Here is a 17,161-nt window from a genome sequence, read left to right as displayed (position 1 = left end):
AAACGTATAAACTTTTCTCTAAACGCGGAAGTCGAAGGCCCACTCGGGGTATTCGCCCGTGAGGCAGGCGAGACACAGGCTTTCCCTGCCCACGGCCTTCACAAGGCCCTCAACGCTCAGGTAGGCCAAACTGTCCGCCCCTATGCTCCTCCTTATCTCCTCCACGTTCCTCCACGCCGCTATGAGCTCGTGCCTCGTGGGGATGTCAATGCCCATGTAGCAGGGGTGCCTTATCGGCGGCGAGGCAACCCTCACGTGCACCTCCCTCGCCCCGGCCTTTCTGAGCATGTTCACTATGCGCCTCATCGTGGTCCCCCTGACTATCGAATCGTCCACGAGGACTATCCTCTGCCCCTTGATGACCTCTCGAACGGGCGAGAGCTTGAGTCTCACCTTGAGCTCGCGGTAAAACTGACCGGGAGTTATGAAGGTCCGCCCTATGTAGCGGTTCTTTATGAGGCCCTCCGAGTAGGGGATTCCACTCTCCCGGGAAAAGCCCAGCGCGGCCGCCCTTCCAGAATCTGGAACGGCTATCACAACGTCCCCGTCGGCGGGGCTCTCCCTGGCGAGCTCCATTCCCATCCTCATCCTCGCCCGATAGACGTTCACCCCATCAATTGTGCTGTCGGGCCGGGCGAAGTATATGTACTCGAAGACGCAGCCGTGGTGCCTCTCCCTCGCGAGTATGCGGCTCTCGACCTCTTCCCCCACCAGAAAGACCTCTCCCGGTTTAACGTCCCTCACCTCGTCCACGAACATCCCCAGCGCGGAGTCCTCCGAGGCGAAGTAGTGGCCATCTCCGATGCCGTAGCTCAGAGGTCTGAAGCCCACGGGGTCTCTCGCTACGAGTATCTTCCCATCGAAGAGAAAAGCGACGGAGTAGGCGCCCTTAACCTCCCGAAAAACTTCCGCCATGGCCTCGAACTCGTCCCCTGTTTCCCTCAGATGGTGGAGGAAGGAGACCCCGAGGAGCTCGGTATCCACAGGCGTTCTGAACTTATACTCCCTCTCGTAGGTTCTCCTAAGGGGTAGGTAGTTGGTGAGCGTTCCGTTATGGGCCAGGGCCGCTCTCCTTCCACAGCACTCCACCTCGAGAGGCTGGGCGTGGTGCGCCCCCCCGAATGTAGAGTAGCGGACGTGCCCTATGGCGATGTCTGATTTGAGCCTCCTTATTCCATCCCCCTCAAGGGCCTCGGGAACGAGGCCGGGTCCCTTGAGAGTCCTTATTTTACCGCGCCACGCGCTTATTCCAGCACTCTCCTGACCGCGATGTTGAAGGGCAATGAGCGCGTAGTACGCTTTTCTCGGAGCGTTTTCGGTTTTTGCCGCGAAGACTCCGCACTTTTCCCTCATGGTACCACCGGGCTTCATCAGTTTCATGTTTAAAATGATACATCCATCTGCCTGAATTTACGCACCCGTGCTTAAAAACTTTGCCCCGTGATTTACAAATTTATGTTAAAAAATGCTTAAATATCGGTTAAATTTTACATTTAAATGGTGAAACCCATGGAGGTCTACGAAGGGAAGGCAAAGAAGGTAATCCCCCTCGACGGCAACAAAGCCATCATGGAGTTTAAGGACGATGCAACGGCTTTTAACGGTGAGAAAAAGGCCCAGTTTGGTGGAAAGGGCACTCTCAACGCCAAGATAAGCGCCCACCTCTTCAAGCTCCTCGAAGGGAAAGGGATAAAGACCCACTTCATAGGTATCGCTGGCGACAACAGGCTCATAGTTGAAAAGCTCGATATGTACCCGCTCGAGGTCGTCGTCAGAAACGTCGTCGCCGGAAGTTTGAAGAAGCGCCTCCCCCTCGGGGAGGGCACGGAGCTTCCCGAGCCCATAGTGGAGCTCTACTACAAGGACGACGCCCTTGGCGACCCCATGATCAACCACCACCACGCCAAAATCCTCGGCGTAAGCCCCGAGGAACTGGATGAGATGGAGCGCATAGCCCTGAGTGTGAACGAGGTTCTCAGGGAGTACTTCAACGAGAGGGGCATAATCCTGGTGGACTTTAAGCTGGAGTTCGGGAAGAACGCGAGGGGTGAGATAGTCCTGGCGGACGAGATAAGTCCCGACACCTGCCGCTTCTGGGACGCCGAAACCAAGGAGAGCCTCGACAAGGACGTCTTCCGCTTTGAGAAGGGGGACCTTGTCAGCGCCTACGAGGAGCTTTACAGGAGGCTCGCGGGGTAATCACTCCCCCATCAACAGTTTTGCTTTTTCATCCACCGTTATTGAGTGCTCCCCGACGTTCTTTATATGGAGAGCTGGAAGCTTCGAGAGGCTCACGTTCAGGCGGTAGTGGCCACGGTAGGAGGAGCTCCTTATCACGATTAGGTACTCGTAGAGCTCCGGGAGAACAAAAAGGCGCCTGTACTCGGCGTTGAGGTTGAGCTCGTTGAGTTCAAGCGTGTTCTGGGAGAAAACCGCGTAAAGCCCCTTCTCATCAATGAGGCGTCTAAGGCCCACAACATCCCCCTCGCCCGCCCCGAGAATCGAGAAGTTCGAGACGAAGACGAAGGAGTTCTCCTCCACTATCTCGAGGGCCCGAACCAGCTCCCCGGCACTGTAAACCTTGCCCACGAGAACCTCCCCCTCACCGAAGCGCGAGAAAAGCTCCACGGAGAAGCCGTTTGAGGGGTCTATGTAGTAGGCCCTTACGCCCGCGTTAAGGGCGCCGGCGAGGGAGGAGTACTGGATTAAATTCTGGGAGAAGAGGTCTGTGGTTATTACTCCCGCTATGCTCCCCTCACTAAGCTCCCCCGCTAGGGGGGTCAGCTCGTCCATGAGCGGGACGGTGACTTTATTCGGCGCTGGTTTAAAGAACATGGCCATCACATAGATTACTCGCCAGGAATATTTATCTTTTTTGGAAAAAAGAAGAGGGTCACATGAATGCCGTCATCATTGAGACACCGATCAAAACGCCGAGGATTATCATGACGACGAACTCGACGATTATGGTCAGGAGCCACGCTATCGCCGCCTTGCCCCAGTCGGTGTTGAAGACGGCCTTTATGACCCAGATGTAAACCACTATGCCCACTATCCACCCTATGAGCCTTAGCACGGGTATGAAGGCGAAAATCCCCGTGATTATTGCCGACAGGATTCCACCACCAAGCACTGCTATCATGGCCTTTCCGAGCGTGGCGTTCTCAATCCCCGCCCACTTGGCACCGATGTAAAGGAAGAACCCCGCTATTACCAGGGCCACGAGCATGGCCACTATCGCCATTCCCCCGAGTGCGAAAAATCCAGCCATTGGAGCCGGCATATCCACCACCTCAACTAATGATGGGGGTTATCTTATTTAACTTTTTTGAGTACTCAGCGGCGCCTTCCCCTGCGGCCCTTCCTCTCGGCCTTCATAAGCACGCCGTTCTCCTTTATCTCGTCCAGAACCACAGAAACGCGGTAGCGGCGCATGTTAGCCCTCAAATGGCGGTAGGAAAGCTCTTCAACGAACTTCTTGAGCTCCGCGGGGCTTTTGAAGCTCGCCCTTATCATGAGCTGGTACTCTCCAGTCTTCCGGTATATCGCGAGAACCTCCTCCCTCTTCGCCAACTCGATGAGTATGCCGTCGAGGTTGGCCTCGCTTATGACCTCAACCTCTATTATGGCCTGCACGAACTCGTCGAGAAAGGCCGGGTCAACTATCGTGGTGTAGCCCTTCACGGCCCCGAGGCGCTCGAGCTTGCCGAGCCTGCTCCTGACGCTGGCGGGGCTTAGCCCGAGTTTGTGGCCTAACTCCGTCAGGGTGATTCGCCCGTTCTTCCGGAGCTCCCTCAGAAGTTTCCTATCAACCTCATCAACGCCGGGCATGGGACCACCAAAAAGTAAAGGGGTTACTCACCCCACTCGCTCTCGGGAATGGCCTCCTTCTTGGCGGGGATTATGCATAGGAACTCGAAGGTCTCAGAATCCTCGTTTATATAGCCGTGGGGCTCGTTTGGAGGCACGTAGAAGAAGCTTCCCGGAACGGCTTTTATGAGGTTCTTGCCGTCCGTGGTGAGGTAGCCCTCGCCCTTGACGACGAATATCTCGTGCTCCCAGTCGTGCTGGTGTATGGGAATCGTTCCGCCCTTCTTTATGACGAAATAGCGCATGGCGAAGTTCTTCGCTCCGACCTTGGGGCTTATCAGCCACCTGATGGTGGTGTTCTCGACGCCCTCGAGGGTGACCTCCTTCTCCTCAACATCGAGGTAGTGGTTCGCGTACATGGTATCACCGGGAAAATCTCCCATCGAGAACTTTTAAATTATTCGAAAAGCTATTGAACCCGGCCGGCGTTTATCCATCTAGGTGAAGCGTATGAAAAGGCTCATCGTGCTTTTGATTATCGGGATTGTTCTGCTTGGAAGCGGATGCACATCCAAGGATACCACCACAACGCCCTCAACTACAGCACCGCCCACCACCATAGCGACCACAACCACGAGCCCATCTTCAACTACCCCAACCACAACAACTACCACAACGACAACCACTCCAACCAAGACCTACGCCCCAATAGACTTCAAGACCGCCAAGACTGGGGAGATACTCTCCAACTGGTACGATCTCTTCGATTCAAGCGTGATATACGCCAGCCCCGAGCTGGTTGAGCTGGCAAGGCACTACTTCCCCGATTCGGAGATAAGGCCTATAAACGAGTTCCAGAGCGGAATAGCGATTCTAAGCCCAAAAGACGGAAGGGCCCTCCTGCGCGGCAAGCCCATGCTCGTAACCGTTGACAGCTACTTCGGCTACGTCTCCTACCGCACTGGATACAAGTACTTCGGGGAGAACGTGGGCATGATGGTGGTCTACAAGGAGGACGGCATGGACAGGCTGATCTTCACGGGCAATGGCCCATCTGGCATCGGCGCGGCGCTTGAGTACGCGATGGAGCTTAAGGAAGGGAGAAGCGTGAACCCCATGTTCGTGGCGAAGCGCGGGGACTTCAGGGGGATAATGGTGAAGGTCATAGGGGACAACGACTGGGACGGCGTGAAGGACGAGGGCGAATTCTGGACGCTTAAGGACTTCGCCTACGAGGAGCCCGTCCAGTTCTACTGGCGCGTGGTTGATGGAACCAACGTGACAGTGAGCGGCGGCTTCATAAGGATGGTGAACGGCTCAACAGTCTACATCCGCGCCCTCGGTTTTGACGTGAGCGTTGACGTGGACGAGCCCGGGAAGCCCATAACATACGTGGTGGAGAACACCAACCCCGATGTGCTTGAACTACCAGATGGTGCCGAGAGGGGAGACACCTGGGTGCGGTTTACATCTACGGACGATTTTGAGCTCAAGGCAAAGCCCATTGGCGATTACAGGATACTGGCCTTCGGAGACCACAGACCCGGTGGCGGAACCGCACCTCCGAAGCCGTTCCTCAAAATAGTCGAGGCCCTCAAGAACGAGAGCGGGCTCTTCATAATAGACGGCGGAGACCTCGTCTACTCCGGAAGGATGAACGAGTGGGCGGCGCTCATGAAGGTCTGGGACTTCAATAGGCCGATTTTCCTGGCATCAGGCAACCACGAGTACCAGGGGGAGGGCAAGGCCATCTACCACAAGCTCTTCGGGCCCACGGACTACTCCTTCGCCCTCGGGAGGTTCTACTACATATTCGTTGACAACACGGAGAGCGGCTATCGCCTCTCAAGCGCCCAGTGGGCGTGGCTCGAGGAGGAGCTCAAGAGGGCAAGCGAACTTGGCCTCAGGCCCGTTGTGGTGATGCACGCCCCGCCCTTTGACCCGAGACCCGGGGAGCACCATGCCATGCGCGATGCCGACGGTGAGAGGCTAATGAGCCTAATGAAAACCTACAACGCCTTCGGAATCTTCAGCCACATCCACATGTTCTGGTTCGGGAAAAAGGACGGTGTTGAGGTGCTGGTTACCGGGGGAGGAGGCGCTCCCCTCTACGTGCCCGAGGAGGAAGGAGGCTACTACCACTACGTCCGCCTCGACATGCTGGCCAACGGGACGGTTAGGGTGGAGCCAGTTAGGGTTGGCTGACTCTTTTCTATTTTTAAAAAAAGGGAGCGGGGATTTGAGCCCTCTGATTTTAGCTACGGCAGATTCACACACCATGTGTTTGTTCCACTATATAAATTTTGTTATTATATGTAAATTTTGATAGCCCACTTAAAAATGGAAAATTTTATTAGCGGGGGAGAATACACTTCCAGTGGTGTGGAGGCGCATGAACGGTGAGGAACTCATCAAATCCCTTGCGAGCTCGGCGCACAGGAGAGAAATACTGTTTTCGCTGATGGACTCCCCCAAACCACTGCGCGACCTTCAGAGCATCGTTAACGCTTCCCCCTCCGTCCTGGCCCACGCCCTCTCCTATCTGGAGGAGGAGAACCTCGTGGAGAGGGAGAAGGGCACGAGGAGCTGGAGGCTAACCAACACGGGGCTCATTGCGGCGAAGGTTCTAAAGAGTGCGATGGAGGCTTTCCACGTTCTGGAGAAGTTTGAGGACTTCTGGCTGGAGCACGAGGTGAGCTGGCTTGACGATGAGCTTATCTTCCACCTCGGGAAGCTTAAAAACACCGAGCTCTTCGCCTACGACGGCATAAACTACCCCCACGTTAAATACGTTGATGAGATAAGGAACGCCAGGTGGCTCAAAGGCGTCTCGGGGATGGTTCTCAAGGACTACATGGACGTTTACCCTGAGCTCGTAGAGAAGGGCGTGGAAATCGAGCTCATCCTCTCGGAGGAGGTTCTGGACTACGTGAGGGGGCTTCTGAGGGAGTCCTTCGGGGTGACCCTCGGGGAGTACCTCGATGCCCACCCCAACGTGAGGGTCTTTAAGCTCGACTTCAAACCCTCTGTGGCGTTCACCGTAACGGACACTTACTTTTCCCTAGGCTGCTTCACTGTGGAGGGCATCTATGACCTTAACACGGACATCATGGGGTGGGACGAGGATTCCGTGAGCTTCGGTCTCATGCTCTTCGAGCGCTACCGCTCCAGAGCGAAGGAGGTTCGCGAGTGAGGGGCTTCCGAGGAAACCCTTAAAAGATGGAAAGCGTATGGTCACCTGACCTGTGATGACTTTGCAGGGTAGCTACTGATATTGATGAAGAGGTCGCTCCAGTCTGAGGTCACAGCTCGCACGGAACGAGGAGTACGGGAATCTTTGAGTCCCTCACAATTCTTTCCGCCGTGCTTCCAACGAGAAGGTCCTTTAGGATGCTCCTTCCCTTCTTGCCGAGGACTATGAGGGACGCCCTCTCCGCTATGCCGATCCCGAGTATCTCCTGGGACGCAACGCCAAAGCCCACCCTCTTCTCCGTGGGGAACCTCACTATGGCCCCGTATCTCTCCAGGTTTGCCTTGGCCTTTTCCGTGTTCTCCTCCAGTTCCTCCACACCCCCGTAGTCCACGACGTGAAGGAGTATGCCCTTCTCAACAAGCTCCTCAAACTTCTTGACCGCCGCCATGACCTTCAGGGAGCACTTTGAGAAATCTAGAGCTATGAGCGGTTTTTTGAAGATTGAAGAGCAGTCCGTTGTGCACTCAATCTTCTTGCCCTCCTCGTCCCACTCGTACTTTATGAGGAGAACCGGTTTCTTGGTGGCCCTCACGAGGTTTGAGGCGGTGCTGCCCAGGAACATCTGGCGCACGATGTTCTCTCCCTTCGAGGGTGAAACTATGAGGTCAACGTTGAGCTCGCGGGCCATGTCAGCTATCTCTATGGAGGGGATTCCCAGCTTGACTATTGCTTCGGCATCTATACCCCTCTCGTGCATTTCCTCCGCAAGTTTGTTAAGTTCCTCCTCGTCCACCTTCATGAGCTCCAGGGCCTCGATATCCGTTGCCGTTATGTCCACGATGTGGACGAGGTAAAGCTTCCTGGCTCCGAGGTTGAAGAGCTTTGGCACGCACTCCCTCAGGGCTAGGAGAGAAACCTCCGAAAAATCCGTGGGGAAGAGAATCTTTTCGAACATACCACCACCATGTTAATACACGCTCCCAAAATATTTAACCTATTCGGGCGGGAAGTTCCCTCCCTTTAGGGAGGAATGAAAGCCCGAAACCCTTAAATACTTTCATAGTTACACAAAATTTGGGATAACTATGAAATACAAACTCGACAAGGGAGCACATTCAGTCTATTCGCTCTACTACCACCTCATTTTAGTCGTAAAATACCGCAGAAAAGTTTTCACCAACGATAAGATAATAGACTTTCTCAAACAGAAAATCCACGAAATATCAGAGACCCACGAGGTAGAAGTCCTCGCCATCGAGACAGACCAAGACCACGTTCACATCCTCTTCAAGGCAAAACCCACCCTCAACATACCAAAATACATCAACGCCCTAAAGACAATCACGTCAAGGGAAATACGCAGGAACTTCCCAGAAGTGAAGGAAAAACTCTGGAGAAACACCTTCTGGTCGCCCTCATACTTCCTCGCAACCTCTGGGCAGGTAACCCTCGACGTTCTCAAAGCCTACGTTGAGAGCCAAGGTGAGAAGAGTTGATGCGTTCCTACCGCTTCAGAATTTATCCCTCAAAAGCACAGCAGGAAAAGATGCTCCGGCATATGGAACTCTGTCGCTGGCTTTACAACGAGTTGTTGAGGGCAATACGGGAAAACCCTTCGCTCAGGAGAACCGACACCCAAAGGCTAATCGTTGAGCTGAAGAAGGAAAACCCAGAACTCAAGGAAGTCTACTCCAAAGTCCTGCAAATGGTAAACCACCAGCTCTGGAACAACCTGACCGTCCTGAAGGTTCTAAAAAAGAACGGACATAAAGTTGGGAGGCTTAGATACAAGACCTCACCGAATAGCTGGAAGTCGCTGAACTACAACCAAAGCGGTTTCAAGCTCGATGAAGAGGGGAAGAGACTACACCTTTCCAAGGTTGGGGAAGTCCCCATAAAGCTCCACAGGAAGATTAAGGGCGAGGTTAAGGGTGTAATCATAAAGCGGACGAAGACTGGGAAATGGTATGCCATTTTTCAGGTCGAGGAAGAACCAGAACCGCTACCCAAAACAGGTAGAGCAGTCGGGATTGATTTGGGAGTAGCCAATTTCGTCGTTGATAGCGACGGTAACGCCTTCGAAAACCCGCTGTTCTTTGAGAAATCCCTTGAAAGGGTTAGGAAAATACAGAGAAGGGTCTCAAGGAAGCAAAAAGGTTCGAAGAACTGGGAGAAGGAGAGAATAAAATTAGCTAAAGCTTATGAAAAGCTAACGAACCAACGAACGGATTTTCTCATAAGCTCGCCCTTCACTACGTCAGGAATTACGACCTTATTGTTGTGGAGAAACTGGAAACAAAGAATATGGTTGGGAACGGTTATAGAAGTCTCAACCGCCATCTGCTCGATTCCTCTCCCAGTGCTTTCATCAGGATACTCTCCGACAAGGCTGAGAGAGCTGGTCGGAGGGTGGTTTTCGTCGAACCAGCCTACACTTCGAGGACTTGCTCCCGCTGTGGGTTCGTTGTGGAGAAAATGCCTCTTTCGGAGAGGGTTTTTCGCTGTCCGAAGTGTGGGCTGGTGATGGATAGGGATTTGAACGCTTCGCTCAACATTTTGAGAAAGGGTTTGGATGAAGGGTTGGGACGACCCGGATTGCCTGTGGAGGGAAGACCTCTACCCCGTGTTGTGTCTTATGAGGCTGTTATCACGGGGCAAGTCTTCCTTATGAAGCAGGAAGCCCCGCCCGAAAGGACGGGGTAGTTCACCCCTTCCCCGGCCCTTGGAGAATAGCAATATAACGGCACTACTGGCAGGGAACGAAAAGTTTGGAAAATGAGGGGGATTAAACCCTCTCAATCCCTATCTTTGCCTGAACCTCTGGCCATTCCACGACGTAGCCCTTCGCTTCTTCAAAGCGAACCTCCACTGCCCTCGTTTCACGCATTATGTAGTCCAGGTTCTCCCTTAAGAGGTCAACGTTCTCGTTGGTTGTCTCTATGGTGACCCTAATGCGGTCGTTGACATCGAGGTCGAGCCTCTTGCGCATCTCCTGTATCCTTCTTACGAACTCCCTCGCAAGTCCCTCGGCGAGGAGCTCTCTCGTTAAGGTCTTGTCCACGAAGACCCTTCCGCCCTCGAACTCTTCGCTAACAAGGAAGTCCGGGAGCTTCTCCTCAACGGCTATGTGCTCCCTCGTGAGGTGGAAGGTCTTATCCTTTATTTCTACGTCCATCTCACCCCTCTCGTAGAGCTCCCTGCCGTGCTCGCTTATCCAGGCTATGACCTTCTTGGCGTCGCCCTTGAACTCAGGGCCGACTTTGGCGAAGTTCGGCTTTACGATAAGCTCGCGCTCGACTTTGCCAACGGTAACTTCCTTGGCGTTGAGCTGGTCCTTGAGGAGCCTGTTCAGCCTCTCGACGGCCTTTGCAACAGTTTTGTCCTCTGTCTCGACGACTATCCTCCTCACCGGGTAGCGGAGCTTTATCCTGGCTTTCTGTCTCGCGCTTGAACCGGCCTCGACTATCCTCCTGACGTACTCCATCTCGCGCTCGAGCTCTTCATCTATGGCTCCCTCGTCCGCCTTCGGCCAGTCGAGCATGTGGACGCTCTCAACGCCGGTGAAGGGCCTTATGAGGTTCTGGTATACCTCCTCGGCGATGTAGGGCGTGAACGGTGCCATGAGCCTCAGCAGGACGTCGAAGACCTTCCAGACGGTGTAGTAGGCCGCCAACTTGTCCGGGTCGTCGCCCTCGACCCACATGCGCTTCCTGATGAGCCTCACGTACCACCTGCTCAGGTCTTCAACCACGAAGTTGTAGATTGCCCTCGTGGCCTTGGTGAGCCTGAAGGTCTCTATTCCCTCAGTTACCTCTCCTATGAGGCTGTTAACCCTGCTGAGTATCCACCTGTCCTCTTCGCGGAAGGGAAGCTCCTCCGGCTTGACCTTGGTCGGGTCGAAGCTGTCGAGGCTCATGTAGGTGGCTGAAAGCACGTAAACGTTCCAGAGTATGTTCAACATGCGCTTGACCTGCTCAAGGCCCTTCCAGCTGAAGCGGAGGTTCTCCCACGGGTTCGTCGCCCAGAGCATGTAGAACCTGAAGGGGTCCCTCCCCTCCTTCTGGACGACCTCTTCCGGCCTTATGATGTTGCCGAGGCTCTTGCTCATCTTGTCGCCCTTCTCATCCAGGACGTAGCCGTGCATGGCGACGTGCCTGTAGGGAACGGTGTCGAAGGCTATAACCGAAGCCGCCTGCTGGGAGTAGAACCACTTGGTGACCTGGTCCTCACCCTCGACTATGAAATCAGCGGGCCAGAGCTTCTCGAAGAGCTCCTCCTCCCTAGGGTAGTCAAGGGAGGCCCAGCTCGCTATTCCGCTGTCGAACCACACATCCACGACGTCCTTAACGCGCTTCATCTCCTTGCCATTGACCTCTATGATGAACGCATCGACGTAGGGTCTGTGGAGGTCTTCCGGGCCGAGCCTCTCCTCTATCACCTTAAGCTTCTCCCCGTAATCCTTCGGGAGTTCAACCCGCTCGCCGTTTATCTCGAGGGCAACACTCTTCTCGACGAGCTCCCTGAAGGAGCCGACGACGTATATCTCGCCATCCTCTGCCTGCCATATCGGGAGAGGGATACCCCAGTAGCGCTGCCTGCTTATGACCCAGTCGCCGGAGTTCATGACGCCGTTGTCATACCTAACTTTCACCCAGTCCGGATACCACGTGACCTTCTCGTCGTTCTCGGCTATGATTCTGTCCTTGACCTTGCTCACCTTGAGGAACCACTGGTCGGTGGCGCGGAATATCAGCGGGGTCTTACAGCGCCAGCAGTGCGGGTACTTGTGTTCTATCTCGCCGGCCTTCACGAGGTAGCCCTTCTCGGTGAGGTGCGCTATTATCTCGGGGTCAGCCTCTTTGACGTAGGTTCCCTTCCAGAAGCCCTCCGTGTAGCGCCCCTCATCATCCACGGGGCTGTAAACGGGCAAACCGTAGCGCTGGCCGACCTCGAAGTCCTCCTCACCGTGGCCCGGAGCGGTGTGAACCAGTCCAGTACCGTCCCCGAGGGTGACGTGCTCGCCGAGGATAACCCTGTGGGCCCACTCGTACTTCTCGCGGAACTCCTTCTGCGCCGGGTACTCGTCCATGAGGATGTGGGTGTATCTTATCCCCTCGAGCTCCTCGCCCTTGAACGTCTCGACGATTTCACCCTTGACGCCGACCTCGTTAAGAACCCTCTCCACGAGGGCCTTCGCTATTACCCAGTACTCCTCACCCTTCTCGGTCTCAACTCTAACCTTCGCGTACTCGTACTCCGGGTGAACGGCAACCGCTAAGTTAGCTGGAAGCGTCCAGGGCGTGGTCGTCCAGATGAGCAGGTACTCGTTCTCCTTGCCCTCGACCGGGAACTTGACGTATATGCTCGGGTCCTTCCTTACCTTGTACTCGCCGCGAACCTCGTGCTCAGCTAAAGCGGTCTCACAGCGCGGGCACCAGTGGAGAACGCGCTTGTCCTTCTCGAGGAGGCCCTTCTCCCAGGCCCTCTTGAGCGTGAACCAGCCGGATTCTATGTACTCGTTCTTTATCGTCATGTAGGGGTTGTCCCAGTCCATCCAGACGCCGAGCTGCTTGAACTGCTCGGTCATGACCTTGAGGTTGTTGAGGGCGAACTCCTTACATTTCCTTATGAAGTTGTCAACGCCTATCTTGGTCTCAATGTCCTTCTTTATCTTGAGTCCGAGGGCCTGCTCGACCTTCACCTCTATCGGGAGGCCGTGCATGTCGAATCCAGGTTGCCTTCTCACGTTGTAGCCCTGCATGCTCCTGAACCTTATCACCATGTCCTTGATGATCTTGTTCCACGCGGTTCCGAGGTGTATGGCGCCGCTCACATAGGGTGGCCCGTCGAGGAAGTAGTAGTTCGGTCCGTTGGCCCTGCTGGCCTTTACCTTCTCCTGGATGTCGTTTTCCTTCCAAAAGCGCTCTATTTTCTCTTCAAGCTTACCCGGGGTGTATTCTCTAAACTCTGGTTCTTTAATCATGGAGAACCCCTCCAGAAGTGATAGTAATCGCTAACCCAGAACAGGGGGCCTCATGCCACGAAACGGGCGAAGCGAAGGATAAAACACTCCCCCCTCATGGGCATCAGCCCAAAATTGGGAACTTTATTTATAAGGTTTTCTGTGGGGAGGCAGGGAAAATTCTAGAATTTGGCCGAAAACCCTATGGGAATGCTGGTAGGACATATTTCCTTTATGAAGATTGGGGGTGTTATTACTCAAGGAAGCTCCCCCTCGTATCCTCTGAGTTTAGCATAGAAACAGATGCATCGGTTTGGAACTTTCGTTTTCGGCCGTTTATGCTTTCTTCTTGAACCTCAACAAAAAGTTATTTTGGCTGAATTTAGGAGTTTTGCAATTATCAAGTAGAAAAATTTATTAGTTATTTCTACGTATTTCATAATGGATGCCTCTTTGGAGGTGGATCACCATGCGAAAGAAGCTGTTGAGTGTTGTGCTGGGCTTTTTTTGTATTATTCGGCTTGACAATAGGAATGGCTAGTAGTTCAAGTGTTGGGGCAACAAACATCACAGAGAAGTCAGAGGTATTGCCTGTAAGTCAGCCTGAAAGACTAAACGATGTTACAAAAGTTCCAGTATATTATGTGGGATCCCCTGAGATTGGAGAACTCATTCAAAAAGCGGGATTCACTAAAGTCTCTGTTCTAAACCGTATTAGGATGTTGCCTAAAGAAAAAGGTGTTATGATTATAAGCAGAAAGTTAAATGATTACGAGGTTGACTTACTTGATAAGGCATTGAAAAATGAATTCATTATTATAACTGTTGGAAAAGAGCCTCTTGACCAAATGGGGCGTATACTATCGAAGATGAGGGCAATTTCAGTAGAATTTTATTACTCAGACACCAATGGGAACTTAGTTGAAACTGAGGTCTACGCCTACAAGGTTATAAAAAGATTGCCAAATGGAAAGTACGGGGTTTATATAAAAGGGTATGCGGGGGATGTCACTCCTGATGTGTTGAAGACAGCGGCTTTTGAAGCAATGACTACTGAAGGGAGTTGGGAAACTGTTCATTATATAAGCTGGAGCTCTTATGATTCATGGAAACCATATGGTAAATTAAACATTGAGCATGCACTAATTTATTATACCAGTGATCCTTGGACTTATATGGATTTATGGGGAATAAGAGCGGCGACTCAGATGATTCCAGGATATAAATTAGGATGGTCTTATTTTAAGAATGACTATTTGAAGAACATGTACTATCTCAAGGAGTATACAAATATATACGAATTAAGAGACTACGATCCAACATCAGTCTCAAATGTTGGAGCAAGTGTGGGTGTAACTCTTTCGTGGACCCCACCAACTCTTTCATGGAGTTATCCTGGCGATTATATATGTCGCATAAGTGATAACAGTGACTTCAGCACGGATATAGCAGGTTGGTACCATGATTTTTGTAGTTGGGGAAGTTCTGGAACATTAGAAACCCTCAAAATAGAGCCAGGATTTGAGTTTACCGTATCTCCTGAAACAACTGGGAAACAGGAGTGGAAGATTACTGCAGGATGGGTGATGGACGAAGGAGGGTGGCATCTTACTGAAGAGAGAACTGTTGTAATAGTGTTTACGCTTTATTACTGAAAGGGCACCTTTTACTTTTTTACATCACTGGTAAAAGGGGAAACACCTGAGACTGGAATCATCGCTCGCTGAGTGTTTGCTTCAAGAGATGATCCTATACTCTCGGAGCAGGGAAGGTGCCAATTCAACGGAGTCGGAATCTGAGAAATGCGTGTCCTCCCTGATCGCCTCCGGTTACCGTTCCTGGGAGTTTGAGGGGAGGATAGTCATGATTTGGTGGAGGGGAATTTAAACCTGCCGCTCCTCCTCAGGCTCTCCTTTTCTCCTGCTCTCGTTCTTGATGACCTGCCTCACGTAGTCTATGAACCTCCGGACCTCCTCGAGGTCCTCCTCCGGGATATCTACAATCTTCCTGTTCCTGCTCTTGTAGGTCAGCAGCTTGAGCAGTGCGAGCCTCCCGAGGGCCGTCTTGGTGCTTATCTCGCCATCCTTCCAGTCCCTCCAGATGGCGTTGGCTATTCCGTAGAACTCCGGGATACTGTCGAGGCCCGGATCACCAACGTCTATAACGTCTTTGCCGAGGTACTTGTAGCGTTTCTCCTTCTCCTCCTTGGTGAACTCCTTGGTCTTCCCTTCGATGTACACCCTGACCATGGCCACCACCCCCGGGATTAACTACGCCCGAAAATTTATTAACTTTTTGTTTTTAAATTGGGCATCAGAAAGGTAGCCTTATAAACGCTCGATATGATTTCAGTCTAAACATTAGCATGACGGTGAAAACATGAACGGGCTCCTCTACCTGGTTGTTTCGTTCACCATTATCGTGCTCCTCATCCGCCTCCGTGTAAACATAGGGGTTTCCATATTCGCCGGCTCCCTCCTGCTGGGCCTCCTCTTCGGTCTGGCACCACAGGAACTGGTGAACACGCTCTACTCCTCGGCCACGTCGTGGGCCACCCTGCGGCTCGTTCTCATAATCGTCGCAATAATGGGCCTTACCAACGTTTTCTCCCAGACGGGCTATCTCAAGCTCATGGAGAATGCCGCCAGGAACCTCTTTCCGGACGAGAGGTACTCCCTCGCTGCCCTCCCGGCTTTGATAGGCCTCATGCCAATGCCGGCGGGTGCCCTCGTCTCGGCCCCCATGATAGAGGGCGTGGCGGACGAGTTCGGAATCCCTCCCGAAAGGAGGACGCTCGTGAACTACTGGTTCAGACACGTGTGGGAGCACTCGTGGCCGATGTACCAGGCAATAATCATAGCTTCGGCCATTCTCAGTGTCTCGGTCAGGGATTTGAGCGCACGCCTCTTTCCCCTCACGCTGATAATGATACTCGTGGGGTATCTCTTTCTTCTGCGCCCCCTGGGCTCCAAGGCCAACGGAATCAGGAACACGGGGGAGGGGCTTAGGCTGTTCCTCAGAACCACCTATCCAATACTCGTAATAATACTCATCTCCATCGTTCTGGGCTACGATATGGTTTACGGCGCTTTCATCGGCCTCCTCTCGGCCCTACTTCCCCACTTCGGGCGCGTCTCAAAGGGAGACGTTGTTAAGTACGCCCTTCAGCCCAAGATAGTGTTCCTTCTCCTCTCCGTCATGTACTTCAAGGGTCTCCTGGAGGTCACGGGGGCGGTTGAGACGCTTCCGCGCACCATTCTGAACCTGAACTTTCCGGTTGTGGCGGTAATAACGGCGACCCCCTTCGTGGTGGGCCTCATAACGGGCATAAGCTTCGCCTACGTGGGGATGACCTTTCCCCTGCTCCTCCCCTTCCTCACGGATTACAGGTGGATAGCGCTCGCCTACTTGAGCGGCTACATGGGGATGCTCTTCAGCCCCGTCCATCTCTGCCTCGTCTTCTCCGCGGAGTACTACGGGGCCGATTTGGGGAGGGTCTACAGGGAGCTCCTCATTCCCGCTCTGGTGCTGTTCTTCCTCGGCGTCGCCTACATCCTCCTGTTCCTGTGAAAACCATTTAAACCCTAACTTCGAGTGCAGAGGGGTGGTGGAATGAGAGTAGCGGTCGGTTCGACCAACCCAACCAAAATCCTCGCGGTTAGGGAGGTCATGGAGGAGCTCTACGGAGAGGTGGAGGTTTTCGGCGTTGAGGTTGAGAGCGGAGTTTCCCATCAGCCAGTTGGGATAGAGGAGACGCTTGAGGGGGCCATAAACCGGGCGAAAAGGGCGCTTGAGAAGGGGAAGGCCGACCTCGGTGTTGGAATCGAGGCAGGGATTTACCCCGTGCCCCGCTCACTCACGGGCTACTTCGACATCCAGTTCTGCGCCGTTGTGGACGGGGAGGGCTGGCTCACAATAGGGCACGGCCCCGGTTTCGAGTACCCGCCCTACGTCATAGAGCGCATTAAGGAGGGCGTGGAGGCCGGCGTCGCCATGGACGAGCTCGTTGGTGAGAGCGGCCTGAAGAGGAAAATCGGGGCGATAGGCTTCCTGACCCATGGCATGCTCCCGAGGAAAGACCTCAACAAGCTCGCCGTGCTGATGGCGATGGTGCCCAGGATGAACGAGGGTCTTTACATGTGACCGACCTGATGGCCGTAAATATTTAATACCCCTAGAACGTAAAGAGTGCATGG

Annotated in this window: 15 protein-coding genes and 1 pseudogene; 8 read left to right on the top strand and 8 right to left on the bottom strand. The window is 53.5% G+C overall.

The annotated features are described in order from the left end of the window. Positions 1-18: 18 nt before the first annotated feature. Complete coding sequence (gene purF / locus PFER_RS06240) at positions 19-1,353, bottom strand: amidophosphoribosyltransferase (RefSeq protein ID WP_048149969.1); 1,335 nt, start codon at positions 1,351-1,353, stop codon at positions 19-21. Positions 1,354-1,509: 156 nt separating this feature from the next. On the opposite strand from purF, the gene purC reads away from it, so the two are divergent. After that, positions 1,510-2,199 (top strand): phosphoribosylaminoimidazolesuccinocarboxamide synthase, encoded by a 690-nt coding sequence (gene purC, locus PFER_RS06235; protein WP_084593921.1) that lies wholly within the window; start codon positions 1,510-1,512, stop codon positions 2,197-2,199. On the opposite strand, the gene PFER_RS06230 is transcribed toward purC, so the two are convergent. From PFER_RS06230 to PFER_RS06215, 4 genes are read right to left on the bottom strand one after another with little or no spacing between them, the layout of a single operon-like run. After that, a complete protein-coding gene (locus PFER_RS06230) occupies positions 2,200-2,841 on the bottom strand; it encodes a hypothetical protein (protein ID WP_245612469.1) in 642 nt (213 codons plus the stop codon). A gap of 52 nt (positions 2,842-2,893) precedes the next feature. Further along, entirely contained in the window at positions 2,894-3,283 is a 390-nt protein-coding gene (locus tag PFER_RS06225; protein ID WP_048149961.1) for a hypothetical protein, read from the bottom strand. A gap of 53 nt (positions 3,284-3,336) precedes the next feature. Next, a complete protein-coding gene (locus tag PFER_RS06220; protein ID WP_048149958.1) occupies positions 3,337-3,831 on the bottom strand; it encodes an Lrp/AsnC family transcriptional regulator in 495 nt (164 codons plus the stop codon). Positions 3,832-3,854: 23 nt separating this feature from the next. Beyond that, entirely contained in the window at positions 3,855-4,229 is a 375-nt protein-coding gene (locus PFER_RS06215) for a cupin domain-containing protein (RefSeq protein ID WP_048149955.1), read from the bottom strand. A gap of 91 nt (positions 4,230-4,320) precedes the next feature. On the opposite strand from PFER_RS06215, the gene PFER_RS06210 reads away from it, so the two are divergent. Together PFER_RS06210 and PFER_RS06205 are read left to right on the top strand one after the other, a co-directional pair. Further along, the gene (locus tag PFER_RS06210; protein ID WP_048149953.1) at positions 4,321-6,015 is read left to right on the top strand and encodes a metallophosphoesterase family protein; all 1,695 of its coding nucleotides are present in this window, start codon (positions 4,321-4,323) and stop codon (positions 6,013-6,015) included. A 175-nt stretch (positions 6,016-6,190) separates the two neighbouring features. Further along, entirely contained in the window at positions 6,191-7,003 is an 813-nt protein-coding gene (locus PFER_RS06205; RefSeq protein ID WP_157255122.1) for a helix-turn-helix transcriptional regulator, read from the top strand. Positions 7,004-7,112: 109 nt separating this feature from the next. On the opposite strand, the gene PFER_RS06200 is transcribed toward PFER_RS06205, so the two are convergent. Next, positions 7,113-7,958, bottom strand: coding sequence for a universal stress protein (locus tag PFER_RS06200; RefSeq protein ID WP_048149948.1), 846 nt, complete (start codon positions 7,956-7,958; stop codon positions 7,113-7,115). A 130-nt stretch (positions 7,959-8,088) separates the two neighbouring features. Here PFER_RS06200 and tnpA point away from each other — a divergent pair, with 130 nt between their 5' ends. Both tnpA and PFER_RS12640 read left to right on the top strand, forming a co-directional pair. Further along, entirely contained in the window at positions 8,089-8,499 is a 411-nt protein-coding gene (tnpA, locus tag PFER_RS06195) for an IS200/IS605 family transposase (RefSeq protein ID WP_048149944.1), read from the top strand. Continuing rightward, positions 8,499-9,706 (top strand): annotated as a pseudogene (locus PFER_RS12640) (RNA-guided endonuclease InsQ/TnpB family protein). Before tnpA ends, PFER_RS12640 begins: the two are co-directional and overlap by 1 nt. A gap of 82 nt (positions 9,707-9,788) precedes the next feature. On the opposite strand, the gene ileS reads toward PFER_RS12640, so the two are convergent. Continuing rightward, positions 9,789-12,986: an isoleucine--tRNA ligase gene (gene ileS / locus PFER_RS06185; protein ID WP_048149941.1), complete on the bottom strand. Its 3,198-nt coding sequence runs from the start codon at positions 12,984-12,986 to the stop codon at positions 9,789-9,791. 512 nt (positions 12,987-13,498) lie between these two features. On the opposite strand from ileS, the gene PFER_RS06180 reads away from it, so the two are divergent. Then, positions 13,499-14,620: a hypothetical protein gene (locus PFER_RS06180; RefSeq protein WP_157255120.1), complete on the top strand. Its 1,122-nt coding sequence runs from the start codon at positions 13,499-13,501 to the stop codon at positions 14,618-14,620. Between the two features lie 228 nt (positions 14,621-14,848). Here the strand turns inward: PFER_RS06180 and PFER_RS06175 are convergent, their stop codons facing one another. Continuing rightward, the gene (locus PFER_RS06175) at positions 14,849-15,214 is read right to left on the bottom strand and encodes a hypothetical protein (protein ID WP_048149935.1); all 366 of its coding nucleotides are present in this window, start codon (positions 15,212-15,214) and stop codon (positions 14,849-14,851) included. A gap of 130 nt (positions 15,215-15,344) precedes the next feature. Between PFER_RS06175 and PFER_RS06170 the strand changes: the two genes are divergently transcribed. Together PFER_RS06170 and yjjX are read left to right on the top strand one after the other, a co-directional pair. Continuing rightward, entirely contained in the window at positions 15,345-16,535 is a 1,191-nt protein-coding gene (locus PFER_RS06170) for a TIGR00529 family membrane protein (RefSeq protein WP_048149933.1), read from the top strand. 42 nt (positions 16,536-16,577) lie between these two features. After that, complete coding sequence (yjjX, locus tag PFER_RS06165) at positions 16,578-17,108, top strand: inosine/xanthosine triphosphatase (protein ID WP_048149930.1); 531 nt, start codon at positions 16,578-16,580, stop codon at positions 17,106-17,108. Positions 17,109-17,161: the final 53 nt, after the last annotated feature.

The organism is Palaeococcus ferrophilus DSM 13482, from assembly GCF_000966265.1.
GTDB classification, from domain to species: Archaea; Methanobacteriota_B; Thermococci; order Thermococcales; family Thermococcaceae; genus Palaeococcus; species Palaeococcus ferrophilus.
The sequence above is the reverse complement of the archived record's forward strand: the minus strand, read 5'-3'. Positions and strand labels throughout refer to the sequence as shown.

What these genes read in the sequence shown, in the direction of transcription:
- PFER_RS06215 (WP_048149955.1), bottom strand. Translation starts at nt 4,229, where the DNA reads ATGTACGCGAACCACTACCTCGATGTTGAGGAGAAGGAGGTCACCCTC.
- purF (WP_048149969.1), bottom strand. Translation starts at nt 1,353, where the DNA reads ATGAGGGAAAAGTGCGGAGTCTTCGCGGCAAAAACCGAAAACGCTCCG.
- ileS (WP_048149941.1), bottom strand. Translation starts at nt 12,986, where the DNA reads ATGATTAAAGAACCAGAGTTTAGAGAATACACCCCGGGTAAGCTTGAA.
- PFER_RS06200 (WP_048149948.1), bottom strand. Translation starts at nt 7,958, where the DNA reads ATGTTCGAAAAGATTCTCTTCCCCACGGATTTTTCGGAGGTTTCTCTC.
- PFER_RS06210 (WP_048149953.1), top strand. Translation starts at nt 4,321, where the DNA reads ATGAAAAGGCTCATCGTGCTTTTGATTATCGGGATTGTTCTGCTTGGA.
- PFER_RS06170 (WP_048149933.1), top strand. Translation starts at nt 15,345, where the DNA reads ATGAACGGGCTCCTCTACCTGGTTGTTTCGTTCACCATTATCGTGCTC.
- purC (WP_084593921.1), top strand. Translation starts at nt 1,510, where the DNA reads ATGGAGGTCTACGAAGGGAAGGCAAAGAAGGTAATCCCCCTCGACGGC.
- PFER_RS06220 (WP_048149958.1), bottom strand. Translation starts at nt 3,831, where the DNA reads ATGCCCGGCGTTGATGAGGTTGATAGGAAACTTCTGAGGGAGCTCCGG.
- PFER_RS06230 (WP_245612469.1), bottom strand. Translation starts at nt 2,841, where the DNA reads ATGGCCATGTTCTTTAAACCAGCGCCGAATAAAGTCACCGTCCCGCTC.
- yjjX (WP_048149930.1), top strand. Translation starts at nt 16,578, where the DNA reads ATGAGAGTAGCGGTCGGTTCGACCAACCCAACCAAAATCCTCGCGGTT.
- PFER_RS06180 (WP_157255120.1), top strand. Translation starts at nt 13,499, where the DNA reads ATGGCTAGTAGTTCAAGTGTTGGGGCAACAAACATCACAGAGAAGTCA.
- PFER_RS06175 (WP_048149935.1), bottom strand. Translation starts at nt 15,214, where the DNA reads ATGGTCAGGGTGTACATCGAAGGGAAGACCAAGGAGTTCACCAAGGAG.
- tnpA (WP_048149944.1), top strand. Translation starts at nt 8,089, where the DNA reads ATGAAATACAAACTCGACAAGGGAGCACATTCAGTCTATTCGCTCTAC.
- PFER_RS06225 (WP_048149961.1), bottom strand. Translation starts at nt 3,283, where the DNA reads ATGCCGGCTCCAATGGCTGGATTTTTCGCACTCGGGGGAATGGCGATA.